A 24,077-nucleotide genomic window follows, 5' to 3' on the forward strand; every position below is an offset into this window, starting at 1 on the left:
ACCACACCATGGAACAGTTGCATACTTATTCGCTCCAACGCATATACTTGTGAGTGCGCCACGCAGGCGCACCCACGTTCTACGGAGGAATCATGAAGCGCACGATCTCGGCCATCGCAGCCGCCACCCTTGCACTCACGCTCGCGGCCTGCTCCAACGACGACGTCAACGCAAGCGACGCCACGAGCGAGGGTATGCTCGCCGCCGACCTGTCCGGCATCACCAAGGACGACAAGATCGCCGCCATGGTCCCCGAGGCGATCGCCGCCGACGGCAAGCTGGTGGTCGGCACCAACATCTTCTTTGCCCCCGCCGAGTTCTACGCCCCCGACGGCGTCACCCCGCTCGGCTACGACATCGACATGGGCAACGCGATCGGCAAGGTCTTTGGACTCGACGTCGAATTCCAGCAAGCCGAATTCGCCGCGATCATCCCCGGCATCGGCACCCGCTACGAGATCGGCATCGCGAACTTCACCATCAACGCCGACCGCCAAGACGTGGTCGACATGATCAAATACCTCCAGGCCGGCTCGTCCTGGGCCGTGCCCGCCGGCAACCCCAACGGCTTTGACCAGACCCAGCCGTGCGGCAAAGTGGTGGGCGTCCAGACCGGCACCTACCAGGAAGAAGTCCTCGCCGACATGAACGAGGGCCAGTGCAAGGACGACCCGATCCAGATCCAGTCCTTGTCCGAACAGTCCGCCGTCACCCTGCGCGTGGCCTCGGGCCAGGTGGACGCCATGTACACCGACTCCCCCGTGGCCGACTACGCCATTTCCCTCAACGAGGGCAAGATCGAGCGCATCGGCGAGGTCGAGGACTCCGCCTCGTACGGCATCGTCACCCCCAAGGACAGCGCCGAGCTCACCGCCGCCATCCAGGCCGCACTCCAAAAGCTCATGGACGACGGCCAGCTCAAGGCCATCTTCGACACCTGGGGCATCTCCGAGGGCGTAGCCGACCAGGCCGTGCTCAACCCCGCCTCCTAATCGCGCAACCCCGGGTCGGCGGCTTGGTTGCCGCCCGGGGCCTTTGCCCACCCCTCCCGTGGTCCTCAGAAAGCACACCATGCACGACAACATCGAAATCATCGACGCCGTCCCCGTCCGGCACTGGGGGCGCATCGTCTCCGCCGTCGTCGTGGGCATCTTCGCCCTCATGATCATCAACGTGCTCATCACCAACCCCAACTGGCACTGGGACGTGGTGTGGGCCAACCTCTTCCGCCCCGAAGTCATCAGGGCGGTGGGCTGGACCCTCGCACTCACCGTGGGGGCCATGGTGCTTGGCATCATCCTTGCCGTCACCATGGCCGTCATGCGCCGCTCCCAAAACCCCGTGCTGCGCTGGGTGGCGATGGCCTACATCTGGTTCTTCCGCGGCACCCCGATCTACACCCAGCTCATCTTCTGGGGTCTCATCGGCACCCTGTTCACCACGATTACCGTGGGCATCCCATGGACGGACATCAACTTCTTCACCCTCAACCCCAACCGGCTAGTCCCCGGCGACCTCCAGCGCACGATGTTCATTTACGCCGTGCTCGGGCTCGGCCTCAACGAGGGCGCCTACCTGTCCGAGATCGTCCGCTCCGGCCTCAACTCTGTCGACGCCGGCCAGGAGGAGGCCGCCAAAGCGCTCGGCATGTCGCGCGGCCAGGTGCTGCGCCGGATCGTGTTCCCGCAGGCCATGCGCGTCATCATCCCGCCCACCGGCAACGAGACGATCTCCATGCTCAAGACCACCTCGCTCGTCTCCGCCGTCCCCTTCACCCTCGACCTTACCTACGTCACCAACGCCCTCGGCTTCGCCTCCCTGCGCCAAATCCCGTGGCTGCTCATCGCCGTCATCTGGTATCTCGCCATCACCTCTATCCTCATGGTCGGCCAGCACTACATCGAGGCCTACTACGGCCGCGGGGTCAAGGACGGCGACGTCGACCGGCTCTCCCGGCGCGCAAAGGCCAAGCAACGCCGCTCGCGCCAGGCCGCGATCAACGCCGCCGGCACCACGGTTGACAACCCGATGATCGAATACACGCCCTAAGGCGCGCCGCCCTGCTAACTGAGACTTTGGGAAAAGAGAACGCTATGAACATGGTTGAGGTCCACGACGTCCACAAGTTCTTCGACAACCTCCACGTCCTGCGCGGGGTCAGCTTCGACGTGCCGCGTGGGTCGGTCACCACCATCCTCGGCCCCTCCGGCTCCGGCAAGTCCACCATCTTGCGGTGCATCAACGTACTGGAGACGATTCAGGCCGGGTCGATCATCGTCGACGGGCAGCTCATGGGCTACCGGAAGGTGGACGGCAAACTCCACGAGCTCACCGAAAAGCAGGTGGCCGTCCAGCGCACGCAAATTGGGATGGTCTTCCAGCGCTTCAACCTCTTCCCGCACATGACCGCGCTCGAGAACGTCATGGAGGCCCCGATCCAGGTCAAAGGCGTGGAGAAAGCGGCCGCGAAGAAGCGCGCCGAGGAGCTGCTCGCCCAGGTCGGGCTCGCCGACCGCGCCAGCCACTACCCCGCCGAGCTCTCCGGCGGCCAGCAGCAGCGCGTCGCCATCGCCCGGGCGCTCGCCATGCAACCGGAGCTCATGCTCTTCGACGAGCCCACCTCCGCGCTCGACCCCGAGCTTGTGGGCGAGGTGCTCGCCGTCATGAAAAACCTCGCCGCCCAGGGCATGACCATGGTGGTGGTCACCCACGAGATCGGCTTCGCCCGCGAAGTCTCCGACCAGGTGATCCTTATGGACGAGGGCCAGATCGTCGAATCCGGCACCCCCGCCGACGTCTTCGACCACCCCTCCCACCCTCGCACCAAGGAATTCCTGGCGAAGGTGCTCTAGCGCGCACTGTGCCGCCCCGCCTTCCTACGCGAGTACGTGGCGATCCTGGTCAAGTTCAAGTGGGTACTCATCGGGATGACCGGCGCATTCGGACTGTTCCTGTTCATCACACTCTAAGTCTCCCTTGACCCTCACGCCGCGTCAGGAACCATGATCGAGATATGAGAACAGTTGGTGACGTAGCCCAGCTCCTGGGAATCTCGGTACGAACGCTCCACTATTGGGAGGAGCGCGGGCTCGTGGTTCCCGAGCGCACCTGGTCCGACTACCGCCTCTACTCCGACACCGACATCGCCCGTCTCCAGCAGGTCATGGCCTACCGAGCCACTGGCATGAGCCTTGACGCGATCCGAGATCTGCTCGCCGGGCCGGGTACCGGCGTCGACCACCTACGCCGCCAGCGCCAGCTTCTCATGGAAAAACAGGGCGAACTGACACGCATGATCGACGCCCTCGACTACCTTCTGGAGGATGCCATGAACAATCACGAACTTAGCGTCGACGAGGTCGCCGCAATCCTGGGCGAGGCCAACTTCCCCGCCTACCAGGCCGAAGCCGAGGAGGCCTACGGCGAAACATCTGACTGGGAGATCTCAGCCAAGCGCCAAGCCCGCATGACCAAGGCCGACTGGGAGAGGGTGGCCAGGTGCCAGCACGACGTCGAAACCCGGCTCGCCCAGGCCGTGCAGGCCGGCGTCGTCCCCGGCTCTGAGGAGGCAAACGCCCTTGCCGAGGAGCATCGGGCACTTCTATCCGAGGGCTTCTTCCCCGTCACACACGCCAAACACGTCATCCTTGGGCGTGGCTATGTCGCTGACCGGCGCTTCCGCGCCCACTACGACGACGTCGCCCCCGGGCTCACCCACTGGCTCCACCAGGTGATCGACGCCAACGCGGCAGCCCACGGTGTCGACCTCGAGCGGGTCGAGTGGGTCTGAATTCAAGCGACGTCAGGCTCGACCCACTAAAAACTTTTGGACGATTCCGGGGAGATCTTCGTATATGAGGAGATCACCCCGGAATCGTCCAGTTCATTTAAATCGGTCCGAACCGCACCCGTGATACAACGATGCCCGGCTTATGCCGGGCATCGTTCATGCGAGCTTCTTACTCGGTGTCCTCCGCCGGAGCGTCCTCAGCCTCAGCCGGGGCCTCCTCGGCCTCGACTGCGGCCTCCTCAACCTCGGCCTCCTCAGCCTCAGCGGCCTTCTGGGCAGCCTTCTCGGCCTCCTTGACAACGGCCTGCTTGGGCGAGACCGGCTCGAGAACGAGCTCGATCAGGGCCATCGGAGCGTTGTCACCCTTGCGGTTCGGCAGCTTGGTGGTACGGGTGTAGCCACCGTTGCGCTCGGCGAACTTCGGGGCGAGCTCCTCGAACAGGACGTAGGCAACCTCGCGGTCGCCGAGGACCTTGAGGGCGAGGCGACGGTTGTAGGTGTCGCCCTTCTTCGCCTTCGTGATGAGCTTCTCGATGTGCGGACGCACGCGCTTGGCACGGGCCTCCGTGGTCACAACCTGCTCATTCATGATGAGCGACTTGCACAGGTTGGCAATAATCTTGCGCTCGTGGGACGGGCTGCCCCCGAGGCGCGGACCCTTTGCGGGCTTGGGCATATTTACTCCTCAATAACTGTGCGGGCAAGCTCTGCGAGCTCTTCCGCGCCTTCGCCTGCGGCGTCCTAGTCCCAGGCGAAGGTAATTCCTAAATTACGCGTCGTCGCTGAACTGCATGCCGTAGTCGTCACCGAAACCGGACATGAAGCCCGTGGGCGAATCCTTCAGACGAAGATCGAGCTTGGCCAGCTCATCCTTGACATCCTCAATCGACTTGGCGCCGAAGTTACGGATATCGAGGAGGTCAGCCTCCGAGCGCATGACGAGCTCACCGATCGTGTGGATGCCCTCGCGCTGCAGGCAATTCTGCGAGCGGGCGGGCAGGTTCAGGATCGTGATCGGGCGCTGCAGATCCGAGGACTGCTGCTCGACAACAGGGGCTTCCTTGAGCTCCAGGCCCTCCACCTCTTCATTGAGCTCCGTGCACAGCGTAAAGAGCTCGACAAGGGTCTTGCCGGCGGACGCGAACGCGTCACGCGGCTGGGTGGACGGCTTGGTCTCCACGTCGACAATGAGCTTGTCGAAGTCGGTACGCTGGCCCACACGCGTGGCCTCGACCTTGTAGGAAACCTTCACCACCGGCGAGTAGATCGAATCGATCGGAATACGACCGATCTCGTAATCCGGCGAGTTGTTCTGCGCAGCGGACACGTAACCGCGGCCGCGCTCGACAGTCAGGTCAACCTCGATCTTGCCCTTCTCATTGAGGGTGGCGATCACGAGGTCCGGGTTGTGGATCTCCACGCCCGACGGGGGCGTGATGTCCGAGGCCAGGACCTGACCCGGGCCCTGCTTGCGCAGGTACATGAGAACCGGCTCATCGTGCTCGGAGGTCACAACGAGCTCCTTGAGGTTCAAGATGATCTCGGCGACATCTTCCTTGCAGCCGGGAACAGTCGAGAACTCGTGCAGGACGCCGTCGATGTGAATCGAGGTGATGGCTGCGCCGGGGATCGAGGACAGCAGCGTACGACGCAGGGAGTTACCCAGCGTGTAGCCGAAGCCGGGCTCGAGCGGGTCGAGCGTGAAACGCGAACGTGTATCGGAAAGCTTCTCTTCCGTCAGCGTGGGTCGCTGTTCAATGATCACTGGTGATGTCCTTTCAACGGGTGCCCGCTATATGACACCCTGATTCTCTGATGTGGGTTCATCCCCTGCAGGGCGTGGCCCTGCGGCTTGAGGCCCCAAAGGGCCTGCGATCACACACGACGGCGCTTGGGCGGGCGGCAGCCGTTATGCGCCTGCGGGGTCACGTCGGAAATCGAGGTGACCTCCAGGCCGGACGCGGTCAGCGAACGAATCGCGGTCTCGCGGCCGGAGCCCGGGCCCTTGACGAAGACGTCGACCTTCTTCAGGCCCATGTCCATCGCACGACGCGCGGCATTCTCAGCGGCGAGCTGAGCGGCGTACGGCGTGGACTTACGCGAACCCTTGAAGCCGACCATGCCCGCCGACGCCGTAGCGAGGACCTCGCCCTTGGCATCGGTGATCGAGACGATCGTGTTATTGAAGGTGGACTTGATGTGCGCCTGTCCGTTGAGGACGTTCTTACGCGCAGCCTTACGCGGGCGGCGCTGAGTCTTAGGTGGCATGTTTAAACTCCTCTACCCTACTTCTTCTTGCCTGCGACAGTCCGCTTCGGACCCTTGCGGGTACGCGCGTTCGTCTTCGTACGCTGACCGTGCACGGGCAGGCCACGACGGTGGCGGATACCCTGGTAGCAACCAATCTCGACCTTGCGGCGAATGTCGGCCTGGATCTCGCGGCGAAGATCGCCCTCGACCTTGTAGTGCTCGTCGATGTGGTTCTTGAGTTTAACCAGATCCTCCTCGGTCAGATCCTTCACGCGGATGTCCGGATTCACACCGGTGGCCGCGAGGGTCTCCTGAGAACGGGTCCGGCCGATGCCGAAAATGTACGTAAGCGCAATCTCGACGCGCTTTTCGCGCGGGAGATCAACGCCGGAAAGACGTGCCATGTTGTGGCTCCCTATTGTCTTCTTCCGAAGGTGTGGAGCATTACTGTCCCTGATCGGGCCTCAGCCTTCGGACTGAGGGTTGTGCTTTCGCACTAGTAATGCAATTGCTGCGGGTTACCCCGCGATCTGTGACTTAGCCTTGGCGCTGCTTGTGGCGCGGGTTATCGCAGATAACCATGACGCGACCGTGGCGACGAATCACCTTGCAGTTGTCGCAGATCTTCTTAACACTAGGCTTGACCTTCATTCGGGTGCTTCCTGTTGCCAAAGTGGCGGTAGAGTGCGGTTTACTTGTAGCGATAAACGATCCGGCCGCGGCTGAGATCGTAGGGCGTGAGCTCTACAACCACCCGGTCTTCCGGAAGGATCCTGATGTAGTGCTGACGCATCTTGCCAGAGATGTGTGCGAGCACCATATGCCCGTTTTCCAACTCGACACGAAACATCGCGTTAGGCAAGGCCTCAGTGACCGTGCCCTCTACCTCGATGACGCCTTCTTTTTTCGCCATGTTCCCCGCTTAACTGAAATTGCTATCGCCGGACGGATCCGACGGGTACCGACGTGGCACCAACGTTCAATACTACGGGATCGGCCCAACCGTTCGAAAGGGCGTTCGCGGTGTATCTCGTCACGCCTCGAGCGGGACGGGAACAATGCCGTACGGCGCCAGCCCTCCGACTCCCCCGTCCGGCGCGGTCAGCACCCAGATGCCACCCTTGTGCTTGGCCACCATGTGCTCCCAGTGGCAGGCGTCCGAGCCGTCCTGCGTGCGCACCGTCCACTCGTCGTCGTCGACGCTCGTGGCCTGGTTGCCCGCCGCCAGCATCGGCTCGATGCACAGCACCATTCCGCGCTTGAGCTTCGGGCTACGCCCCGACGTGCGATAATTGAGGACCTCCGGGTCCTGATGCATCGACGTGCCAATCCCGTGGCCGACGTAGTCGAGCAGGATGTCGGGCTGGTCGGCGTCGTCGAGGCCGGTGACGTAGTCGTCGATCGCGTTGCCGATGTCCGCCACACGCTTCCCGGTGGCCATCGCCGCAATCCCTACCCACATCGATTCACGTGTGATGTCATTCAGCCGCTCGCGCGCCTCCCGCACCTGCGGGTCTCCCCCGGGCAGGACCACCGAAATCGCGGCATCCCCGTGCCACCCATCGACGACGGCGCCGCAGTCCATCGACACCAGGTCCCCCGGCTGCAACTCGAGCGGGCCGGGGATACCGTGGACGACGACGTCGTTGACCGACGCGCAAATCTGGCCCGGGTAGTCGTAGTACCCGTAAAAATTGGAGACCGCGCCGTGGGCTTGCAGGACGTCGAGGGCAATCGCGTCGAGGTCCGCCGTGGTCATGCCCGCACGAATCTGATCGCGCAACGCCGTGTGAATCGCCGCCACCACAAGGCCAGCCTTGCGCATGGCGACGATCTGGGCGTCAGACTTGTACTCGATCACTTTGAGCCCAGGAAAGCCCGGCAGCCGGCAATCAGGCGGTCGCGCACTTCTTCGATCGTGCCGCGGCCGTCGATCGGCACGAGGATCCCGCGCTTGCGGTAGACGTCCAAAAGCGGCTGGGTCTTCTCGTGGTAGACCTCAATACGGTGGCGGATGACCTCTTCCGTGTCATCCTCGCGCCCCTCAACCTCGGCTCGCTTGAGAAGACGATCCACGATCGCCTCTTCCGGGAAGTCGAGCTCAATCACGGCGTCGAGCGGAGCATCCCGCTCCTCGAGCATCTTGTCCAACGCCTCGACCTGCGCGAGCGTTCGCGGATACCCATCAAGGAGGAAGCCATTCTCCGCGCCCGTTTCATCCAGGCGAGAGGCCACAAGGCGATCCGTCAGCTCGTCAGGCACGAGGTTGCCCTCATTGATGTAGGAGGCGATCAGATCGCCGAGCTCGGAACCGGACGTAATGACGTCGCGAAACGCCTGGCCGGTAGAAAGCCACGGAATGCCCAGGCGTTCAGAGACGCCGGCTGCCTGCGTGCCCTTGCCAGCCCCGGGAGGGCCAACAATGACGAGACGGTAATTCATCGGAGGAATCCTTCATAGTGACGCTGTTGGAGCTGAGCGTCGATGTCCTTCACGGTCTGGAGGCCGACGCCCACGAGAATAATAATCGACGTTCCACCGAAGGATAGGGAATTAATACCCATGGAGTTGAAGACGATCTGCGGAATGAGCGCGATAATCGCGAGGTACATCGCACCCACCCAGTTGATGCGGTTAATGACGTAGCGCAGGTAGTCGGCGGTCGGCTGCCCGGCGCGTATGCCCGGCACGAAGCCGCCGTAACGCTTCATGTTGTCCGCGATCTCCTCCGGGTTAAACGTGATGGAGGTGTAGAAGAACGCGAAGAAGATGATGAGGAGCGCATACATGACCAGGTACCAGCCCGAGCCGTGCGAGAAGTTCTCCGCCACCCAGCGTGTCCAGCCGGAGTTCTGGTCACCGAACTGGGCGATCATTTGCGGCAGGCCAAGGATGGAGGACGCGAAGATCACGGGGATCACGTTCGCCATGTTGATCTTCAGCGGAATGTAGGTGGAGGTGCCGCCGTAAGTACGACGACCGACCACGCGCTTGGCGTACTGGACCGGGATGCGACGCTGGGACTGCTCCACGAACACGACCACGAGCGTGATCGCCAGGAACATCGCGAGCACGATGAGGAGGCGGGAGACGCCGCCGTCGGAACGGTAGACGTTCGTGAGCATCGTGGGGAACGACGCCGCGATACCCGTGAAGATGAGCAGCGACATGCCGTTGCCAACTCCGCGCTCGGTGATCAGCTCGCCCAGCCACATGATGAGGCCCGTACCGGCGGTCACCGCGAGGATGGTCAGCAGGTATTTGCCCGGGTTCGCGTTCGGGATCGGGTCAACCGTGCACAGCTGGAAGATCGAAGAATTAGCCACCGACACGATCACCGAGGCCTGGAGGACAGCCAAAAAGATCGTGAGGTAACGGGTGTACTCGGTCAGCTTCGCCTGACCGGTCTGCCCTTCCTTGTGTAGCTCCTCGAAGCGCGGGATGACCACTCGCATGAGCTGGACGATAATCGACGCCGTAATGTAGGGCATGATGCCCAGGGCGAAGATCGACAGCTGCAGGAAGCCACCGCCCGAGAACATATTCAACATCGTCAACAGATCAGCGCTACCCTGCTCGTCCAGACACTGCTTGACGTTGGCGTACGACACAAACGGTGCAGGCATGTAGGTACCGAGGCGATAGATCGCCATGATAAACATCGTAAAAAGAAGCTTGCGCCTCAGATCCGGTGTACGGAATGCCGATACCAGTGCTTTGAACAAAACAATCCTCCAAATGCCAGCCCGTGGGCCGTCGCGTGGTGCCCGATCAATCGAGCTCGTGAGATCTGCGCATGCAGATCTTGCCGGTGTCTAGGCAGACACCGTTTCACTATACCTACTCCCACCCTGATACAAATAACCAAAATGGACGGATGTGCGACAAATCGCGGTGAAACGCAATTGGCCCCCACAGGTTGTGGGGGCCAATTGACTAAGTGTTAGGCATCTCGCTTCGCCAGCGTTCCGCCAGCGGCCTCGATCTTGGCCTGGGCCGACGCCGACCAGGCGTCGACCACGGCGTTGATCTTGACCGTGATCTCACCGGTGCCAAGAATCTTGACCGGGCGGTTCTTGCGAACCGCGCCCTTGGCCACGAGCTGCTCGACGGTGACGTCGCCACCCTCGGGGAACAACTCGTTCAGGGCGTCAAGGTTGACAACCTGGTAGTAGACCTTGGCCGGGTTCTTGAAGCCGCGCAGCTTCGGCAGACGCATGTGGAGCGGCATCTGGCCACCCTCAAAGCCCGGACGAACCGTGTTGCGGGCGTGCGTACCCTTGGTGCCACGGCCCGCGGTCTTACCGCGCTTGCCGCCCTCACCGCGACCAGCGCGGATCTTGGCTTTGTTCGAGCCCGGGGCCGGACGCAGGTCGTGAATCTTCAGCGGCTCCGACTTGGTCGTCGAATCAGTCATTACTCGACCTCCTCCACATCGACCAGGTGTGTCACCTTACGGACCTGGCCGCGGATCGCGGCGTTGTCCTGGTGGGTCACGCTCTGGTGAATCTTGTGCAGGCCAAGGGAGGCGATGGTCGCCTTCTGGGACTGCGTGGCCCCAACGAGGCCCTTCTTCTGCGTAATCTTCAGCATCATGCACCAACTCCTGCGGCGGCAGCCTCGTTCTCTTCGCGCTTAGCTTCGAGCTCGGCGTCCTCGCGCTCCTTGGCCTCGTGCTCGGCACGGACCCGGAGCATCGCAGCCGGGGCAACCTGGTCAACAGGCAGGCCACGGCGAGCCGCAACCGCCTCGGGCTGCTCAAGCTGCTTGAGCGCCGCGACGGTGGCGTGCACGATATTGATCGCGTTGGACGAGCCAAGCGACTTCGACAGGATGTCATGGATGCCAGCGGCCTCCATGACGGCGCGAACCGGGCCACCCGCGATAACGCCGGTACCGGCGGACGCCGGACGCAGGAGGACGACGCCGGCGGCGTCCTCGCCCTGCACCAGGTGCGGGATGGTGGTGCCGATGCGCGGAACCTTGAAGAAGTTCTTCTTCGCCTTCTCGGTGCCCTTCGCAATAGCGGCCGGCACTTCCTTGGCCTTGCCGTAGCCGACGCCAACGGTGCCGTTGCCATCGCCCACCACGACGAGCGCGGTGAAGGCCATGCGACGGCCGCCCTTGACGGTCTTGGCAACACGGTTAATGGTCACGACGCGCTCGATGTAGGCATTCCTGTCATCTGCGCGACGATCGGTACGACGCTCGTTGCGACGCTCGCGGTTGCCGCGCTCCTCGCGGTCACCCTCGGAGCGGCGTCCACGCTGCTCTGCAGCCATGTCTATATCCTCTCGTTTCAGATCACAGGTTCAGGCCGGCTTCGCGGGCGCCATCGGCAACCGCGGCCACGCGACCGTGATACTTGTTTCCACCGCGGTCGAGAACGACGGCGGAAACGCCGGCCTCGATCGCGCGCTTACCAATGCGCTCACCCACGATGCGGGCGGCGCCCACCTTGCCCTCGGTGTCCGACGGGAAGTCGGCCTCGAGCGTGGAGGCGTAGGCCAGGGTCTTGCCCTCCGAATCGTCGATGACCTGGGCGATCATGTGACGGTTCGAACGGGAGACGGCCAGACGGGGACGCTCAGCGGTTCCAACGACGCGCTTGCGAAGGCGCTGGTGGCGGCGCTTACGCGCAGCAAACTTGTGACTAGACATTACTTACCAGCCTTTCCAGCCTTGCGACGCACCTGCTCGCCAGCGTAACGAATACCCTTGCCCTTGTATGGTTCGGGCTTGCGCAGCTTGCGAATAGAGGCGGCCATCTCGCCAACCTTCTGCTTGTCGATACCGACGACCGAGAACTTGGTCGGCCCTTCAACCACGAAGGAGATGCCCTCGGTGGCCTTGACCAGGATCGTGTGCGAGTAGCCGAGGGAGAACTCGAGGTCCGAGCCCTTAGCCAGCACGCGGTAACCGGTACCGTGAATCTCAAGGTCCTTCTTGTAACCCTCGGTCACGCCAATGATGTTATTAGCCACGAGGGTACGGGTCAGGCCGTGAAGCGAACGCGACTCGCGCTCGTCATTCGGACGGGTGACGACGATCTGGCCGTCCTCCACCTTGACCTCGATCGGGGACGCGACGGTGAGCTCAAGCTCGCCCTTCGGTCCCTTGACCTTGACGTTGTTGCCATCAATGGCGACGTCGACGCCGGACGGGATAGAAATTGGGAGCTTACCAATACGTGACATTGCAGCCCTTCCTTCTACCAGATGTAGGCGAGGACTTCCCCACCTACGCCCTTGTCCTTGGCCTCGCGGTCGGTGAGGAGGCCGGAGGACGTGGACAAGATTGCCACGCCCAGGCCGCCCAGGACTTGAGGGAGATTGGTCGACTTGGCGTACACGCGAAGTCCCGGCTTCGAAATGCGGCGCAGGCCGGCGAGCGAGCGCTCGCGGTTCGGGCCGTACTTCAGGGTCAGGGTGAGCGTCTTGCCCACCTTGGCGTCTTCGACGGTGAAACCGTCGATGTAACCCTCACGCTTGAGGATGTCGGCGATCGACGCCTTCATCTTCGAGTACGGCATTTCAACCGACTCGTGGAACGCCGAGTTGGCGTTGCGCAGACGCGTGAGCATATCTGCAATGGGGTCTGTCATAGACATCGGGCCACAGCCCTTCCTCGTCGTGGTTTCCTTACCGGACCTGCGACGTAGTTTCTTACCAGCTTGCCTTCTTTACGCCCGGGAGCTCGCCCGCGAGGGCCATCTCACGAACACAGACTCGGCACAGGCCGAACTTACGGTAGACGGAGTGCGGACGACCGCAACGCTGACAGCGCGTGTAGGCGCGAACAGCGTACTTCGGCTTCCGGGCCGCCTTTTGCTTGAGAGCAGTCTTTGCCATTAGTCCTCCTTGAACGGGAAGCCGAGGTGGCGCAGGAGCGCGCGGCCCTCGTCGTCGGTCGTCGCGGTGGTGACAAAGGTGATATCCATGCCGCGGACGCGATCAATCTTGTCCATGTCGATCTCGTGGAACACGGTCTGCTCGGTCAGGCCGAACGTGTAGTTCCCGTTGCCGTCGAACTGCTTGGGCGACAGGCCGCGGAAGTCGCGGATGCGCGGCAGCGCGGTGGACAGAAGACGGTCCAGGAACTCCCACATGCGGTCACCGCGGAGGGTGACGTGGCAACCGATGGCCTGACCCTCACGCAGCTTGAACTGCGCGATGGACTTGCGGGCCTTCGTCACCTGGGGCTTCTGGCCGGTGATCGCGGTGATGTCCGCAATCGCGCCGTCGAGAATCTTGGAATCGCGAGCGGCTTCGCCCACGCCCATGTTGACGACGATCTTGTCCAGACCACCCACGTTGTTCACGTTGGTGTGGTTGAACTCCTTCTGCAGCGCCGGGAGGATCTCCTCGCGGTACTTGGTCTTCAGACGAGGGGTCACAGCTCGATCTCCTCTCCGCCACGGCGGCCGATGCGCTCGCGCATGATCTTCTTGCGGCCGTTACGCTCCACCTCAACCTCGCGGAATCCCACGCGGATAGGCTTCTTGTCCGGGCCAACAAGCATCACGTTCGAGATGTGAATCGGCGCCTCGACGGTCTCAATGCCACCGGTCGTGCCACCACGGTCGGTACGGCCAACCCGGGTGTGCTTCTTGACGCGCTGGACGCCCTCAACCACGACGCGATCGTCACGGACCTGCAGGACTCGGCCCTGCATGCCCTTGTCACGGCCTGCGATGACCTGGACGAGGTCACCCTTCTTGATCTTCGCCATGTTAGATCACCTCCGGCGCGAGCGAAACGATGCGCATGAACTGCTTGTCGCGAAGCTCGCGTGCGACGGGGCCGAAGATACGGGTGCCGCGCGGCTCGGTGTCATTCTTCAAAATGACAGCAGCGTTCTCATCGAACTTAATGTACGAGCCGTCTGCACGGCGCGTGTGCTTCTTCGTGCGGACGACGACGGCCTTGACCACGTCGCCCTTCTTGACATTGCCGCCAGGGATTGCATCCTTGACAGCGGCGACGATCACGTCGCCAATTCCGGCGTAGCGCCGACCAGAACCGCCGAGCACACGCATGCAAAGAATTTCCTTCGCACCCGTGTTATCAGCGATCTTCAGTCGCGTCTCCTGCTGGATCATTTACTTATCTCCTGTCGTCGTGCCGGTTCTCAATATTGAGCCTTGCCGAACGGATGTTTTCTCAGGTAAAGATACCTGAGATTACTTGGCCTTCTCGATGACCTCGACCACACGGAAGTGCTTGGTCGCGGACAGCGGTCGGGTCTCCATGATGCGCACGAGATCGCCCTCGCGAACCTCGTTCGTCTCATCATGAGCCTTGATGCGCTTGGACCGGGTCATGACCTTGCCGTAAAGCGCGTGCTTGCGGCGATCTTCGACCTCGACCACGACGGTCTTGTCCATCTTGTCGGACACGACGTAGCCGGTGCGAACCTTGCGGTAGTTGCGCTGCGTCTGTACGTTCTTTTCCTGCTCGCTCATCGCGCTTCCTCTACTTCTTCTTAGCCGTCGGGGCGGTGCGGATTCCGAGCTCGCGCTCGCGGGCGACCGTGTAGATGCGCGCAATGGAGCGACGCACCTCCTTCAGACGGCCGGAGTCTTCCAGGCGATGGGTCACGGCCGAGAAACGAAGGTTGAACAGTTCAGCCTTCGCCTCCTGGAGGCGCTCGGCGAGCTCAACATCGGTGAGCTGATCGAGCTCTTCAGTGGTAATGCCCTTAGCCATTATTCACCATCCTCACGGGTAATAAAACGAGTCTTCATGGGGAGCTTGTGCTGGGCGCGGGACATGGCCTCACGAGCCAGCTGCTCGTCAACACCGGCCAGCTCGAACAGAACGCGGCCGGGCTTGACGTTGGCAACCCACCATTCGACTGAGCCCTTACCAGAACCCATACGGGTTTCGGCCGGCTTCTTCGTAAGCGGGCGATCCGGGAAGATGTTGATCCAGACCTTGCCGCCTCGCTTGACGTGACGGGTCATCGCGATACGGGCAGCCTCGATCTGGCGGTTGGTCACGTAGGCCGGCTCGAGAGCCTGGATGCCGTACTCACCGAAAGCCAGGGTGGTGCCACCCTTGGCCATGCCATGACGGTTCGGGCGGTGCTGCTTGCGATGCTTGGTTCGGCGGGGAATGAGCATGTAACTCAGGCCTCCGTTTCCTGGGTAGCGGGCGCCTCAGCTGCCGGAGCGGCGGGCGCCTCGGTGGTGGCCTGCTCGGCCTGATTCTGACGACCACGGTTACCGCCACGACGCTCACCACGGCGCTCGCCACGGCCACGGCCGCCGCGACCACGCGGGGCCTCGGTCAGGGAGCGGTAGTACTCGACGTCGGTGACGTCACCGCGGTAGATCCACACCTTCACGCCGATGCGGCCGAAGGTGGTGCGGGCCTCGTAGAAGCCGTAGTCGATGTTGGCGCGCAGGGTGTGCAGCGGCACACGGCCCTCACGGTAGAACTCCGAGCGGGACATCTCGGCGCCGCCGAGACGGCCGGAGCACTGCACGCGGATGCCCTTGGCACCGGCGCGCTGCGCGGACTGGATGCCCTTGCGCATGGCGCGCCGGAAGGAAACGCGGGATGCGAGCTGCTCGGCGATGCCCTGAGCCACGAGCTGGGCGTCGGCTTCCGGGTTCTTAACCTCGAGGATATTGAGCTGGACGGATTTGCCGGTCAGCTTCTCCAGGTCCTGGCGGAGGCGGTCAGCCTCGGCGCCACGGCGGCCGATGACGATGCCGGGGCGAGCGGTGTGGATGTCGATGACCACGCGCTCGTTGCGACGCTCGATGTTGACGCGGGACACGCCCGCGCGCTCGAGGTTCTTCTCGATCATCTTGCGGATCTTGATGTCCTCACCGAGGAAGTCGGCGTAGGTCTTGCCGGCCTCGTTGGAGTCCGTGAACCACTTCGAGCGGTGGTCCGTGGTGATACCAAGACGGAAACCTACCGGATTAACTTTCTGTCCCATTCTTAGGCCTCCTTGGTTCCGACGATGACGGTGATGTGACTCGTACGCTTCATGATCCGATTCGCACGCCCCTGGGCGCGCGGCTGGATGCGCTTCATGGTCGGGCCCTCATCCACGTAGGTCTCGAGGATCTCGAGAGCGGACTCATCGAAGCGCTCGCCGGCCTGGCCGGCTGCGTAACGGGCGTTCGCGATTGCCGACTGGACGATCTTGCGAACGTCGCGGGCAACAGCCTGGGGTGCAAACTCGAGCACGTCCAAGGCGTTGGTTGCATTCAAACCGCGGATCTCGTTGATCACTCGGCGAGCCTTCTGCGGCGTGACGCGGACGTAGCGCGCCTGTGCCTTTGCTTCCATTATTCTGCCTCTCCTGCCTTATCGGCGACGGCCCTTGCGATCGTCCTTCTCGTGACCCTTGAAGGTGCGAGTCGGAGCGAATTCGCCGAGCTTGTGGCCGACCATGGACTCGGTGATGAACACCGGCACATGCTTGCGGCCGTCGTGGACTGCGAACGTGTGACCAAGGAAGTCCGGGGTGATGACCGAACGGCGCGACCAGGTCTTGATGACGTTGTGGGTGCCCTTCTCGTTCTGCTCATCAACCTTCTTCTGAAGGTGATCGTCGACGAAGGGGCCCTTCTTCAAACTACGCGGCATAGCTGACTACTCCTATCGAGACTTCTTGCCGGTCTTGCGACGGCGCACGATGAGCTTGTCGCTGGGCTTGTTCGGATGACGGGTGCGAGATTCCTTCTGGCCCCACGGGGAGACCGGGTGACGTCCACCGGACGTCTTGCCCTCGCCACCACCGTGCGGGTGGTCGAACGGGTTCATGACGACACCGCGGACGGTCGGGCGGACGCCCTTCCAGCGCATGCGGCCAGCCTTGCCCCAGTTGATGTTCGACTGCTCGGCGTTGCCGACCTCACCAACGGTGGCGCGGCAGCGGGTGTCGACCAGGCGGATTTCGCCCGACGGCAGGCGCAGGTGGGCGTACTTACCTTCCTTCGCGACCAGCTGGACGGACGAGCCGGCCGAGCGGGCGATCTTGGCGCCGCCACCCGGGCGGAGCTCCACGGCGTGGATAATCGTACCGATCGGGATGTTACGGATCGGGAGGTTGTTGCCGGGCTTGATGTCCGCGTTCGGACCGTTCTCCACCATCGTGCCCTGCTTGACGCCTTCGGGGGCGAGGATGTAGCGCTTCTCGCCGTCGACGTAGTGCAGCAGCGCGATGCGCGCGGTGCGGTTCGGATCGTACTCGATGTGAGCGACCTTGGCGGGCACGCCGTCCTTGTCGTGACGACGGAAATCGATCACGCGGTACTGGCGCTTGTGGCCACCACCGATGTGACGCGTGGTGATACGACCGTGGTTGTTACGACCACCGGTCTTCGGCAGCGGGCGCAGCAGCGACTTCTCCGGCGTAGATCGGGTGATCTCGACGAAGTCGGCAACGCTCGAACCGCGACGACCCGGGGTCGTCGGCTTGTACTTGCGAATTCCCATGAGTGTTCCTCAATACTTCCCGTCGGCTTAGCCGACGATATCGCCGTAGATGTCGATGGTGCCCTCGCGCAGGGTGACGATGGCGCGCTTGGTGGCCTTGCGGCGGCCAATGCCATCGCGAGTGCGGCGGGCCTTGCCCTGACGGTTCTGGGTGTTAACCGAAGCAACCTTGACACCGAAGATCTTCTCGATCGCGATCTTGATCTCGGTCTTGTTGGCGCGCGGGTCAACGATGAACGTGTACTTGCCCTCGTCCTCGAGGCGGGCGGCCTTTTCGGAGGCTACCGGCTCGATGATGACGTCGCGAGGATCCTTGTTCTGGAACGCAGCGTGAGTCACTTCGTCTCCTCCTTGTTCGTCCATGCCTCGTAAGCAGCTTCGGTGAACACGACGTCGTCGGCGACGAGGACGTCGTACGCGTTGAGCTGGTCAAAGTAGAGCAAGTGTGCTTCCTGGGCGTTACGCAGCGACAGGATCGTCAGCTCGTCCGTGCGATCGACGACGACCAGCGCCTTGCGACCCTCGGTCACCTCGAGCAGGAACTTGAGTGCGACCTTGGTGGACGGCTTGTCGCCCTCCACGAAGCCCTTGACGATGTGCACGCGGTCATGCTTGGCACGATCCGAGAGCGACTGACGCAGAGCGGCAGCGATCATCTTCTTGGGGGTGCGCTGCGAGTAGTCGCGCGGGACAGGGCCGTGAACGACGCCGCCGCCGGTCCAGTGCGGCGCACGGATCGAGCCCTGGCGGGCGCGGCCGGTGCCCTTCTGGCGCCACGGCTTGATGCCGCCGCCGGAAACCTCACCGCGGGTCTTGGTCTTCGCGGTACCCGCGCGACGAGCGGCGAGCTGGGCGTTAACCACCTGGTGAAGCAGCGGAATGTTCGGCTCGAGACCGAAGACGGCCGAGTCGAGTTCCACGTTGCCGGCCTTCTTGCCGGTCAGATCAATAACGTCAACCTTGAGGTCCGCCATCGTTAGGCTCCCTTCGCGGCAGTACGGATCACGACGACGCCACCCTTGTTGCCGGGGATAGCGCCCGAGACAAGGAGAAGATCGTTCTCGGTGTCAACGGCGTGAATGGTCAGGTTCTGGACGGTGACGCGGGCGTTGCCCATGCGTCCAGACATCTTCTGGCCGCGGAAGACGCGACCGGGGGTTGCCGAAGCGCCGATCGAACCGGGCTTGCGGTGGTTGCGGTGCGCACCGTGCGAGGCGGAGACGCCGGCGAAGCCGTGACGCTTCATCGTGCCAGCGAATCCCTTGCCCTTCGACTTGCCGACGACGTCGACGCTCTGGCCGGCCTCGAACAGCTCCACGCCGAGCTCCTGGCCGAGCGTGTACTCGCCGGCGTCGGAGGTGCGGATCTCAGCAACGAAACGGCGAGGCTCGACGCCGGCCTTCTCGAAGTGGCCCGCGAGCGGCTTGGTGACGTTCTTGTTCTTCAGCTCGCCCGAGGCGATCTGCAGGGCCTCGTAGCCGTCGGTGTCCATGGTGCGAATCTGGGTGACAACGTTCTTGCCAACCTTGACCACGGTAACCGGAACGAGATTAGCGTTCTCGTCCCACACCTGGGTCATTCCTAGCTTAACGCCGAGGAGCGCCTTCACGGGCGCTGCGGCGGTCTTGTTCTTTGTCATGATGCGTTACCTCAGAGCTTGATCTCGACGCTGACATCTGCCGGGAGATCCAGGCGACGCAGGGTGTCAATTGTCTTCAGGGTCGGATCGACAATATCGATCAGTCGCTTATGCGTACGCATTTCGAACTGTTCGCGACTGTCCTTGTACTTGTGGGGCGAACGAATCACGGTAAAAACGCTGCGCTTCGTGGGCAGCGGCACCGGTCCCACAACCGACGCTCCAGTACGGGTAACTTCGTCGACGAGCTTTTTCGCTGCGTTGTCGATGACCTCGTGGTCATATGACTTCAGACGGATGCGGATCTTCTGTCCCGCCATGGCGTCGTCTCCCTCTCTCTACCTTCGGTGTTCACGTCCCCCGCAGTCGGGCGTGTCGCACCTGATGGAGGTAACAAACGAAGCCCTATGTGGTTTTGCGAACCCATTTTATGTACCGAATGCTTTCTGCCTTCGGCCAAGTTCACTCGCCCGGTCGTCCCGAGCAACTTTACTAGTATGACGTATCTTCCCCGGCCTTCGCCAACTTCAGCCGGCGATGGTGGCCAATCACACGCGCGGGGCGCGGTGTGGAGTTCTGTCCGGGGATCTATCTTAACACCGCACGCCGACCCCGACTAGGGTAGCCCCCTGTGAAGCGGCTGACAGGGTCGGGGCTAGAACTGCCTGGCTCTAGAGTTGCCCGACCCTAAAGCAGCCCGGCCCGCCGCGCGAACTCTGCCGGTGGGGTGTCATTGACATCGACAACGTCGGCCCCGCTCGCCCGCGCCGCCGCCAGGCCCGCCCGGGAGTCTTCGAAGACAAGGCAGTCGGCCGCCTCGACCCCGAGTCTCCTGGCTCCCAGGAGGTAGGGCCCCGGATCGGGTTTGCCGGGCACGTCGTCACTACCCGTCACGACGGTATTGAAGTACGTCTCCCCCAAGCTCTCAAGTGCGATGTCCACCAGATCCTTCGGCGTGGCCGTCACTAGCGCTTGGGCAATCCCCGCCTCGCGGAAGGCAACGAGCAGCTCACGCACTCCCGGCAACAACTCCACGAACGGGTAGGCCCGCTCGGCCATAAGCTCAGTGAGCTCGCCGAAAATCTCCATCGGCTCTGGCCGCGGCTTACCGCCACGCTCGACGGCGTCGGCAAGCCGGTTCGCGTGATCCAAGGTGGAGGCGCCGAGGATGAACTCGGTGTCCTCACTCCCCCACACCCCGCCGGCTGCCTTCACCACGTCCTCGGACAGCTCACCCCACGCCCACTCCGTGTCAACAATCGTGCCGTCCATGTCCCACAAGACGGCGGCGGGCAGCTTTCCAAGGAAGTCCAGATTCATGCCGCCATCCTATCGTGGCCCGCCGACAGGAGCGATCCGGGCCCGGCAGCCACTCACGTGCGGACCGCTCATGTGCGGGTCGGCCGCACACGGGCCGGCAACGTGCTGGCCCCCGCGTGGAATACACCGGGCCAACACGCCGGGCCAACATCCCGGCCGACACCCGCGGGAATAGCAGTGGGCCCCAGCCGAAGCTGGGGCCCACTCAAGCAATCAGAAGATTACTTGATGATCTTGGTGACTCGACCTGAGCCAACGGTGCGGCCACCCTCACGGATAGCGAAGCCGAGGCCCTCCTCCATGGCGATCGGCTGGATGAGTTCGACCGTCATCTCGGTGTTGTCGCCAGGCATGACCATCTCGGTGCCCTCGGGCAGCGTGATGACGCCGGTGACGTCCGTGGTACGGAAGTAGAACTGCGGACGGTAGTTGGTGAAGAACGGGTTGTGACGACCGCCCTCCTCCTTCTTCAGGATGTAGACCTGAGCCTCGAAGTTGGTGTGCGGGGTAATGGTACCCGGCTTGGCAACAACCTGGCCACGCTCCACGTCCTCACGGCGGGTGCCGCGCAGGAGCAGACCACAGTTCTCGCCGGCGTCGGCGTGATCCATCTGCTTGTGGAACATCTCGATACCGGTGACGGTGGTCTTCTGCGGGGCGCGGATGCCGAGGATCTCGACTTCCTCGTTGATGTTGAGCAGACCACGCTCGACACGGCCGGTCACCACGGTGCCACGGCCGGTGATGGTGAAGACGTCCTCAATCGGCATGAGGAACGGCTTGTCGAGGTCGCGGACCGGATCCGGGAAGTAGGAATCCACGGCGTCCATGAGCTCGAGGACGGAGCTAACCCACTTCTCCTCGCCCTCAAGAGCCTTCAGAGAGGAGATCTGGACCACGGGGGCGTTGTCGCCGTCGTAATCCTGCGAGGACAGGAGGTCACGGACCTCCATCTCGACGAGCTCGATGAGCTCCGGATCGTCAACCATGTCGCACTTGTTCAGCGCAACGATGATGTCCGGCACGCCAACCTGGCGGGCGAGCAGGACGTGCTCGCGGGTCTGCGCCATCGGGCCGTCGGTTGCGGCCACAACGAGGATGGCGCCGTCCATCTGAGCAGCACCGGTAATCATGTTCTTGATGTAGTCGGCGTGGCCCGGGGCGTCAACGTGCGCGTAGTGACGCTTCGGCGTCTGGTACTCAACGTGGGAGACGTTGATGGTAATACCACGCTGACGCTCTTCCGGAGCGTTGTCGACCTTGTCGAACGGGGTGAACTCGTTCAGTTCCGGGTACTTGTCCGCCAGCACCTTGGTGATAGCGGCGGTCGTCGTCGTCTTACCGTGATCGACGTGACCGATGGTGCCGACGTTCATGTGCGGCTTGGACTTGTCGTACTTGGCCTTGGCCACTTGCGCCCTCCTGGGACTAGATTGACTCTTTAGCTTGATCGCACGCCTGGGCGCGCACCGCTAAATGAATCTTACTTTTCTGCTACTTACTTGTAAATTCCAGCGGCTTACTCGCCGTGAGCCTTCTGGATGATCTCGTCCGAAACGTTCTTCGGAACTTCCTGATACTTCGCGAACTGCATGGTGTACACGGCGCGGCCCTGCGTCTTGGAACGCAGGTCGCCGACGTAACCGAACATTTCGGAAAGCGGAACCAGAGCGCGGACGATCTTGACGCCAGTGGCATCCTCCATCGAGGCGATCTGGCCACGACGGGAGTTGAGATCACCGATGACGTCACCCATGTACTCCTCCGGGGTACGGACTTCGACATCCATGATCGGCTCGAGAATGATCGGCTTGGCTCGCTTGATGCCCTCGCGGAACACCATCTGGCCGGCGATCTTGAACGCCATCTCCGAGGAGTCGACGTCGTGGTAGGCGCCGTCCTCAAGCGTGGCCTTCACGTTCACCATCGGGAAGCCGGCAAGCACACCGTTCTCCATGGCCGCCTGGATACCCTGGTCGACCGACGGGATGTACTCGCGCGGGACGCGGCCACCCGTGACCTCGTCCACGAACTCGTAGGTGACGCCCTCTTCGTTCTCCTCCAGCGGCTCGAAGGTGACGATGACCTTCGCGAACTGGCCGGAACCACCCGTCTGCTTCTTGTGGGTGTACTCGATGTGCTCGGCCTTGCCGCGAATGGTCTCGCGGTAAGCAACCATCGGCGCACCGACGTTCGCCTCGACCTTGAATTCGCGCTTCATGCGGTCCACGAGCACGTCAAGGTGGAGCTCGCCCATGCCGCCGATGACGGTCTGGCCGGACTCCTCGTCCAGGCGGACGGTGAAGGTCGGATCTTCTTCGGCGAGCTTCTGGATAGCGATGCCGAGCTTCTCCTGGTCGGCCTTCGACTTGGGCTCAACGGCCACGTGGATCACCGGGTCCGGGAAGGTCATCGACTCGAGCAGCATCGGGGCGTCGATCGCGGAAAGGGAGTCGCCCGTCGTCGTGTCCTTCAGGCCGATGACGGCGTAGATGTTACCTGCCGACGCCGAATCCACCGGCTGCTCCTTGTTGGAGTGCATCTGGAAGATCTTCGACACGCGCTCCTTCTTGCCCTTGGAGGCGTTGAGGATCTGGTCGCCCGGCTCGATCTTGCCCGCGTAGACGCGGACGTAGGTCAGACGGCCGAAGAACGGGTGCGCGGCGATCTTGAACGCCAGAGCCGCGAACGGCTCGGACGTCGCGGGCTTGCGCTCGATCACAACCTCCTCGTCCTTGACATCCATGCCCTTGATGAGGCCGATGTCGAGCGGCGAGGGCAGGAAGTCAACGACGGCGTCGAGCACCGGCTGCACGCCAATGTTCTTGTAGGCCGAACCGGCGAAGATCGGGTAGAGCTCGCCAGCGATCGTGAGCTTACGGATGCCGGCCTTGAGCTCGTCAACCGTGATCTCCTCGCCGCCGAGGTACTTCTCCAGAAGGGCCTCGTCGGTCTCGGCCACGGTCTCAACCAGCTCGTTGTAGAGTTCCTCCGCCTTGTCCGCGAGCTCGGCTGGGATTTCCTCTTCGACAACGATGGAGCCCATCGTGTCGTTGCCCTTGTCGTCCTTGGCCGGGAAGCGCAGCGCCTTCTTGTTCAGGACGTCAACGACACCGGACAGGTCTGACTCAGCACCGATCGGGAAGGCCATGACCAGCGGGGTCGCCTTGAGGCGATCGCGGATGGTCTGCACGGCGTGATCGAAGTCGGCGCCCATCTTGTCCATCTTGTTGATGAAGCAGATGCGCGGGACGTTGTACTTGTCAGCCTGACGCCACACGGTCTCAGACTGCGGCTCCACGCCTTCCTTGCCGTCGAACACCGCAACGGCGCCGTCGAGGACGCGCAGCGAGCGCTCCACCTCAACCGTGAAGTCCACGTGGCCGGGGGTGTCGATGATGTTGATCTGGTTGTTGTGCCAGAAGGTGGTGACGGCAGCCGACGTAATCGTGATGCCGCGCTCCTTCTCCTGCTCCATCCAGTCGGTGGTGGACGCACCGTCGTGCGTCTCGCCCATCTTGTAGTTCAGGCCGGTGTAGAACAGAATGCGCTCGGTCGTGGTGGTCTTACCAGCGTCGATGTGCGCCATAATGCCGATGTTGCGGACCTTGTTCAGATC

General features: G+C 62.7%; 37 protein-coding genes. 4 read left to right on the plus strand and 33 right to left on the minus strand.

Annotation, left to right across the window (positions count from 1 at the left end):
• Positions 1 to 92: 92 nt before the first annotated feature.
• From AQZ59_RS04845 to AQZ59_RS04860, 4 genes are all read left to right on the plus strand, one after another.
• Entirely contained in the window at positions 93 to 992 is a 900-nt protein-coding gene (locus AQZ59_RS04845) for an ABC transporter substrate-binding protein (RefSeq protein ID WP_062613554.1), read from the plus strand.
• Positions 993 to 1,071: 79 nt separating this feature from the next.
• A complete protein-coding gene (locus AQZ59_RS04850; RefSeq protein ID WP_062613555.1) occupies positions 1,072 to 2,049 on the plus strand; it encodes an amino acid ABC transporter permease in 978 nt (325 codons plus the stop codon).
• 44 nt (positions 2,050 to 2,093) lie between these two features.
• Positions 2,094 to 2,852, plus strand: a complete 759-nt coding sequence (locus AQZ59_RS04855) for an amino acid ABC transporter ATP-binding protein (protein ID WP_062613556.1) — start codon at positions 2,094 to 2,096, stop codon at positions 2,850 to 2,852.
• A gap of 161 nt (positions 2,853 to 3,013) precedes the next feature.
• Complete coding sequence (locus tag AQZ59_RS04860; protein ID WP_062613557.1) at positions 3,014 to 3,790, plus strand: MerR family transcriptional regulator; 777 nt, start codon at positions 3,014 to 3,016, stop codon at positions 3,788 to 3,790.
• Positions 3,791 to 3,959: 169 nt separating this feature from the next.
• Here AQZ59_RS04860 and rplQ read toward each other — a convergent pair whose 3' ends face one another.
• From rplQ to fusA, 33 genes are all read right to left on the minus strand, one after another.
• Positions 3,960 to 4,466, minus strand: a complete 507-nt coding sequence (gene rplQ, locus AQZ59_RS04865; protein ID WP_062613558.1) for a 50S ribosomal protein L17 — start codon at positions 4,464 to 4,466, stop codon at positions 3,960 to 3,962.
• Between the two features lie 93 nt (positions 4,467 to 4,559).
• Positions 4,560 to 5,555, minus strand: coding sequence for a DNA-directed RNA polymerase subunit alpha (locus tag AQZ59_RS04870; RefSeq protein WP_062613559.1), 996 nt, complete (start codon positions 5,553 to 5,555; stop codon positions 4,560 to 4,562).
• A 110-nt stretch (positions 5,556 to 5,665) separates the two neighbouring features.
• Positions 5,666 to 6,058 (minus strand): 30S ribosomal protein S11, encoded by a 393-nt coding sequence (rpsK, locus tag AQZ59_RS04875; RefSeq protein WP_062613560.1) that lies wholly within the window; start codon positions 6,056 to 6,058, stop codon positions 5,666 to 5,668.
• A 17-nt stretch (positions 6,059 to 6,075) separates the two neighbouring features.
• Positions 6,076 to 6,444, minus strand: coding sequence for a 30S ribosomal protein S13 (rpsM, locus tag AQZ59_RS04880; protein ID WP_062613561.1), 369 nt, complete (start codon positions 6,442 to 6,444; stop codon positions 6,076 to 6,078).
• A gap of 133 nt (positions 6,445 to 6,577) precedes the next feature.
• The gene (gene rpmJ / locus AQZ59_RS09145) at positions 6,578 to 6,691 is read right to left on the minus strand and encodes a 50S ribosomal protein L36 (protein ID WP_009748913.1); all 114 of its coding nucleotides are present in this window, start codon (positions 6,689 to 6,691) and stop codon (positions 6,578 to 6,580) included.
• A gap of 40 nt (positions 6,692 to 6,731) precedes the next feature.
• On the minus strand, positions 6,732 to 6,953 hold the full coding sequence (infA, locus tag AQZ59_RS04885) for a translation initiation factor IF-1 (protein WP_062613562.1): 222 nt from the start codon (positions 6,951 to 6,953) through the stop codon (positions 6,732 to 6,734).
• A 120-nt stretch (positions 6,954 to 7,073) separates the two neighbouring features.
• The gene (gene map / locus AQZ59_RS04890) at positions 7,074 to 7,901 is read right to left on the minus strand and encodes a type I methionyl aminopeptidase (RefSeq protein WP_082661171.1); all 828 of its coding nucleotides are present in this window, start codon (positions 7,899 to 7,901) and stop codon (positions 7,074 to 7,076) included.
• Positions 7,898 to 8,482 carry an adenylate kinase gene (locus tag AQZ59_RS04895; RefSeq protein WP_062613563.1) on the minus strand — a complete coding sequence of 195 codons (585 nt, stop codon included), beginning with the start codon at positions 8,480 to 8,482 and terminating at the stop codon, positions 7,898 to 7,900. Before AQZ59_RS04895 ends, map begins: the two co-directional genes overlap by 4 nt.
• The gene (gene secY, locus AQZ59_RS04900) at positions 8,479 to 9,765 is read right to left on the minus strand and encodes a preprotein translocase subunit SecY (RefSeq protein ID WP_062613564.1); all 1,287 of its coding nucleotides are present in this window, start codon (positions 9,763 to 9,765) and stop codon (positions 8,479 to 8,481) included. The genes AQZ59_RS04895 and secY overlap by 4 nt, the downstream gene beginning before the upstream one ends.
• A gap of 218 nt (positions 9,766 to 9,983) precedes the next feature.
• Complete coding sequence (gene rplO / locus AQZ59_RS04905; protein ID WP_062613565.1) at positions 9,984 to 10,457, minus strand: 50S ribosomal protein L15; 474 nt, start codon at positions 10,455 to 10,457, stop codon at positions 9,984 to 9,986.
• On the minus strand, positions 10,457 to 10,636 hold the full coding sequence (gene rpmD, locus AQZ59_RS04910; RefSeq protein ID WP_062613566.1) for a 50S ribosomal protein L30: 180 nt from the start codon (positions 10,634 to 10,636) through the stop codon (positions 10,457 to 10,459). Before rpmD ends, rplO begins: the two co-directional genes overlap by 1 nt.
• Entirely contained in the window at positions 10,633 to 11,322 is a 690-nt protein-coding gene (rpsE, locus tag AQZ59_RS04915; protein WP_062613567.1) for a 30S ribosomal protein S5, read from the minus strand. Before rpsE ends, rpmD begins: the two co-directional genes overlap by 4 nt.
• Positions 11,323 to 11,344: 22 nt before the next feature.
• Positions 11,345 to 11,701, minus strand: a complete 357-nt coding sequence (gene rplR, locus AQZ59_RS04920; RefSeq protein WP_062613568.1) for a 50S ribosomal protein L18 — start codon at positions 11,699 to 11,701, stop codon at positions 11,345 to 11,347.
• Positions 11,701 to 12,237, minus strand: a complete 537-nt coding sequence (rplF, locus tag AQZ59_RS04925) for a 50S ribosomal protein L6 (RefSeq protein WP_062613569.1) — start codon at positions 12,235 to 12,237, stop codon at positions 11,701 to 11,703. Before rplF ends, rplR begins: the two co-directional genes overlap by 1 nt.
• 14 nt (positions 12,238 to 12,251) lie before the next feature.
• Complete coding sequence (gene rpsH, locus AQZ59_RS04930; RefSeq protein ID WP_062613570.1) at positions 12,252 to 12,650, minus strand: 30S ribosomal protein S8; 399 nt, start codon at positions 12,648 to 12,650, stop codon at positions 12,252 to 12,254.
• A gap of 55 nt (positions 12,651 to 12,705) precedes the next feature.
• Positions 12,706 to 12,891: a type Z 30S ribosomal protein S14 gene (locus tag AQZ59_RS04935; RefSeq protein ID WP_024963318.1), complete on the minus strand. Its 186-nt coding sequence runs from the start codon at positions 12,889 to 12,891 to the stop codon at positions 12,706 to 12,708.
• Positions 12,891 to 13,436, minus strand: coding sequence for a 50S ribosomal protein L5 (rplE, locus tag AQZ59_RS04940; RefSeq protein ID WP_062613571.1), 546 nt, complete (start codon positions 13,434 to 13,436; stop codon positions 12,891 to 12,893). Before rplE ends, AQZ59_RS04935 begins: the two co-directional genes overlap by 1 nt.
• On the minus strand, positions 13,433 to 13,771 hold the full coding sequence (gene rplX, locus AQZ59_RS04945) for a 50S ribosomal protein L24 (RefSeq protein ID WP_062613572.1): 339 nt from the start codon (positions 13,769 to 13,771) through the stop codon (positions 13,433 to 13,435). The genes rplE and rplX overlap by 4 nt, the downstream gene beginning before the upstream one ends.
• Before the next feature lies 1 nt (position 13,772).
• On the minus strand, positions 13,773 to 14,141 hold the full coding sequence (rplN, locus tag AQZ59_RS04950) for a 50S ribosomal protein L14 (RefSeq protein ID WP_062613573.1): 369 nt from the start codon (positions 14,139 to 14,141) through the stop codon (positions 13,773 to 13,775).
• An 81-nt stretch (positions 14,142 to 14,222) separates the two neighbouring features.
• Complete coding sequence (gene rpsQ / locus AQZ59_RS04955; RefSeq protein ID WP_062613574.1) at positions 14,223 to 14,504, minus strand: 30S ribosomal protein S17; 282 nt, start codon at positions 14,502 to 14,504, stop codon at positions 14,223 to 14,225.
• 10 nt (positions 14,505 to 14,514) lie between these two features.
• Positions 14,515 to 14,748: a 50S ribosomal protein L29 gene (rpmC, locus tag AQZ59_RS04960; RefSeq protein WP_062613575.1), complete on the minus strand. Its 234-nt coding sequence runs from the start codon at positions 14,746 to 14,748 to the stop codon at positions 14,515 to 14,517.
• Positions 14,748 to 15,164 (minus strand): 50S ribosomal protein L16, encoded by a 417-nt coding sequence (gene rplP / locus AQZ59_RS04965; protein WP_062613576.1) that lies wholly within the window; start codon positions 15,162 to 15,164, stop codon positions 14,748 to 14,750. Before rplP ends, rpmC begins: the two co-directional genes overlap by 1 nt.
• Positions 15,165 to 15,169: 5 nt before the next feature.
• Positions 15,170 to 15,991 (minus strand): 30S ribosomal protein S3, encoded by an 822-nt coding sequence (gene rpsC / locus AQZ59_RS04970; protein ID WP_062613577.1) that lies wholly within the window; start codon positions 15,989 to 15,991, stop codon positions 15,170 to 15,172.
• Positions 15,992 to 15,993: 2 nt separating this feature from the next.
• The gene (rplV, locus tag AQZ59_RS04975) at positions 15,994 to 16,347 is read right to left on the minus strand and encodes a 50S ribosomal protein L22 (RefSeq protein ID WP_062613578.1); all 354 of its coding nucleotides are present in this window, start codon (positions 16,345 to 16,347) and stop codon (positions 15,994 to 15,996) included.
• Positions 16,348 to 16,365: 18 nt separating this feature from the next.
• Entirely contained in the window at positions 16,366 to 16,647 is a 282-nt protein-coding gene (gene rpsS / locus AQZ59_RS04980) for a 30S ribosomal protein S19 (protein ID WP_024963327.1), read from the minus strand.
• A gap of 12 nt (positions 16,648 to 16,659) precedes the next feature.
• On the minus strand, positions 16,660 to 17,499 hold the full coding sequence (gene rplB, locus AQZ59_RS04985; protein ID WP_062613579.1) for a 50S ribosomal protein L2: 840 nt from the start codon (positions 17,497 to 17,499) through the stop codon (positions 16,660 to 16,662).
• Between the two features lie 27 nt (positions 17,500 to 17,526).
• A complete protein-coding gene (gene rplW / locus AQZ59_RS04990; protein ID WP_236698671.1) occupies positions 17,527 to 17,838 on the minus strand; it encodes a 50S ribosomal protein L23 in 312 nt (103 codons plus the stop codon).
• Positions 17,835 to 18,473 (minus strand): 50S ribosomal protein L4, encoded by a 639-nt coding sequence (gene rplD, locus AQZ59_RS04995; protein ID WP_062613581.1) that lies wholly within the window; start codon positions 18,471 to 18,473, stop codon positions 17,835 to 17,837. The genes rplW and rplD overlap by 4 nt, the downstream gene beginning before the upstream one ends.
• A gap of 2 nt (positions 18,474 to 18,475) precedes the next feature.
• Positions 18,476 to 19,138, minus strand: a complete 663-nt coding sequence (gene rplC, locus AQZ59_RS05000) for a 50S ribosomal protein L3 (protein ID WP_062613582.1) — start codon at positions 19,136 to 19,138, stop codon at positions 18,476 to 18,478.
• Between the two features lie 11 nt (positions 19,139 to 19,149).
• Positions 19,150 to 19,458, minus strand: coding sequence for a 30S ribosomal protein S10 (gene rpsJ, locus AQZ59_RS05005; RefSeq protein ID WP_024963332.1), 309 nt, complete (start codon positions 19,456 to 19,458; stop codon positions 19,150 to 19,152).
• Positions 19,459 to 19,825: 367 nt separating this feature from the next.
• The gene (locus AQZ59_RS05010; RefSeq protein ID WP_062613583.1) at positions 19,826 to 20,458 is read right to left on the minus strand and encodes an HAD family hydrolase; all 633 of its coding nucleotides are present in this window, start codon (positions 20,456 to 20,458) and stop codon (positions 19,826 to 19,828) included.
• 221 nt (positions 20,459 to 20,679) lie between these two features.
• The gene (tuf, locus tag AQZ59_RS05015) at positions 20,680 to 21,870 is read right to left on the minus strand and encodes an elongation factor Tu (RefSeq protein ID WP_062613584.1); all 1,191 of its coding nucleotides are present in this window, start codon (positions 21,868 to 21,870) and stop codon (positions 20,680 to 20,682) included.
• A gap of 107 nt (positions 21,871 to 21,977) precedes the next feature.
• Positions 21,978 to 24,047 carry an elongation factor G gene (fusA, locus tag AQZ59_RS05020; protein ID WP_062613585.1) on the minus strand — a complete coding sequence of 690 codons (2,070 nt, stop codon included), beginning with the start codon at positions 24,045 to 24,047 and terminating at the stop codon, positions 21,978 to 21,980.
• Positions 24,048 to 24,077: the final 30 nt, after the last annotated feature.

It is taken from the genome of Trueperella bernardiae, assembly GCF_001469025.1.
Taxonomy (GTDB): Bacteria; Actinomycetota; Actinomycetes; order Actinomycetales; family Actinomycetaceae; genus Trueperella; species Trueperella bernardiae.

Excerpts from the sequence above, each read along its gene's own strand:
- AQZ59_RS04845 (WP_062613554.1), top strand. The coding sequence starts at position 93 with ATGAAGCGCACGATCTCGGCCATCGCAGCCGCCACCCTTGCACTCACG.
- AQZ59_RS04850 (WP_062613555.1), top strand. The coding sequence starts at position 1,072 with ATGCACGACAACATCGAAATCATCGACGCCGTCCCCGTCCGGCACTGG.
- AQZ59_RS04855 (WP_062613556.1), top strand. The coding sequence starts at position 2,094 with ATGAACATGGTTGAGGTCCACGACGTCCACAAGTTCTTCGACAACCTC.
- AQZ59_RS04860 (WP_062613557.1), top strand. The coding sequence starts at position 3,014 with ATGAGAACAGTTGGTGACGTAGCCCAGCTCCTGGGAATCTCGGTACGA.
- rplQ (WP_062613558.1), bottom strand. The coding sequence starts at position 4,466 with ATGCCCAAGCCCGCAAAGGGTCCGCGCCTCGGGGGCAGCCCGTCCCAC.
- rpsK (WP_062613560.1), bottom strand. The coding sequence starts at position 6,058 with ATGCCACCTAAGACTCAGCGCCGCCCGCGTAAGGCTGCGCGTAAGAAC.
- rpsM (WP_062613561.1), bottom strand. The coding sequence starts at position 6,444 with ATGGCACGTCTTTCCGGCGTTGATCTCCCGCGCGAAAAGCGCGTCGAG.
- rpmJ (WP_009748913.1), bottom strand. The coding sequence starts at position 6,691 with ATGAAGGTCAAGCCTAGTGTTAAGAAGATCTGCGACAACTGCAAGGTG.
- infA (WP_062613562.1), bottom strand. The coding sequence starts at position 6,953 with ATGGCGAAAAAAGAAGGCGTCATCGAGGTAGAGGGCACGGTCACTGAG.
- AQZ59_RS04895 (WP_062613563.1), bottom strand. The coding sequence starts at position 8,482 with ATGAATTACCGTCTCGTCATTGTTGGCCCTCCCGGGGCTGGCAAGGGC.
- rplO (WP_062613565.1), bottom strand. The coding sequence starts at position 10,457 with ATGACTGATTCGACGACCAAGTCGGAGCCGCTGAAGATTCACGACCTG.
- rpmD (WP_062613566.1), bottom strand. The coding sequence starts at position 10,636 with ATGATGCTGAAGATTACGCAGAAGAAGGGCCTCGTTGGGGCCACGCAG.
- rpsE (WP_062613567.1), bottom strand. The coding sequence starts at position 11,322 with ATGGCTGCAGAGCAGCGTGGACGCCGCTCCGAGGGTGACCGCGAGGAG.
- rplR (WP_062613568.1), bottom strand. The coding sequence starts at position 11,701 with ATGTCTAGTCACAAGTTTGCTGCGCGTAAGCGCCGCCACCAGCGCCTT.
- rplF (WP_062613569.1), bottom strand. The coding sequence starts at position 12,237 with ATGTCACGTATTGGTAAGCTCCCAATTTCTATCCCGTCCGGCGTCGAC.
- rpsH (WP_062613570.1), bottom strand. The coding sequence starts at position 12,650 with ATGTCTATGACAGACCCCATTGCAGATATGCTCACGCGTCTGCGCAAC.
- AQZ59_RS04935 (WP_024963318.1), bottom strand. The coding sequence starts at position 12,891 with ATGGCAAAGACTGCTCTCAAGCAAAAGGCGGCCCGGAAGCCGAAGTAC.
- rplX (WP_062613572.1), bottom strand. The coding sequence starts at position 13,771 with ATGGCGAAGATCAAGAAGGGTGACCTCGTCCAGGTCATCGCAGGCCGT.
- rplN (WP_062613573.1), bottom strand. The coding sequence starts at position 14,141 with ATGATCCAGCAGGAGACGCGACTGAAGATCGCTGATAACACGGGTGCG.
- rpsQ (WP_062613574.1), bottom strand. The coding sequence starts at position 14,504 with ATGAGCGAGCAGGAAAAGAACGTACAGACGCAGCGCAACTACCGCAAG.
- rpmC (WP_062613575.1), bottom strand. The coding sequence starts at position 14,748 with ATGGCTAAGGGCATTACCACTGAAGAGCTCGATCAGCTCACCGATGTT.
- rplP (WP_062613576.1), bottom strand. The coding sequence starts at position 15,164 with ATGCTCATTCCCCGCCGAACCAAGCATCGCAAGCAGCACCGCCCGAAC.
- rpsC (WP_062613577.1), bottom strand. The coding sequence starts at position 15,991 with ATGGGACAGAAAGTTAATCCGGTAGGTTTCCGTCTTGGTATCACCACG.
- rplV (WP_062613578.1), bottom strand. The coding sequence starts at position 16,347 with ATGGAAGCAAAGGCACAGGCGCGCTACGTCCGCGTCACGCCGCAGAAG.
- rpsS (WP_024963327.1), bottom strand. The coding sequence starts at position 16,647 with ATGCCGCGTAGTTTGAAGAAGGGCCCCTTCGTCGACGATCACCTTCAG.
- rplB (WP_062613579.1), bottom strand. The coding sequence starts at position 17,499 with ATGGGAATTCGCAAGTACAAGCCGACGACCCCGGGTCGTCGCGGTTCG.
- rplD (WP_062613581.1), bottom strand. The coding sequence starts at position 18,473 with ATGGCGGACCTCAAGGTTGACGTTATTGATCTGACCGGCAAGAAGGCC.
- rplC (WP_062613582.1), bottom strand. The coding sequence starts at position 19,138 with ATGACAAAGAACAAGACCGCCGCAGCGCCCGTGAAGGCGCTCCTCGGC.
- rpsJ (WP_024963332.1), bottom strand. The coding sequence starts at position 19,458 with ATGGCGGGACAGAAGATCCGCATCCGTCTGAAGTCATATGACCACGAG.
- AQZ59_RS05010 (WP_062613583.1), bottom strand. The coding sequence starts at position 20,458 with ATGAATCTGGACTTCCTTGGAAAGCTGCCCGCCGCCGTCTTGTGGGAC.
- fusA (WP_062613585.1), bottom strand. The coding sequence starts at position 24,047 with ATGGCGCACATCGACGCTGGTAAGACCACCACGACCGAGCGCATTCTG.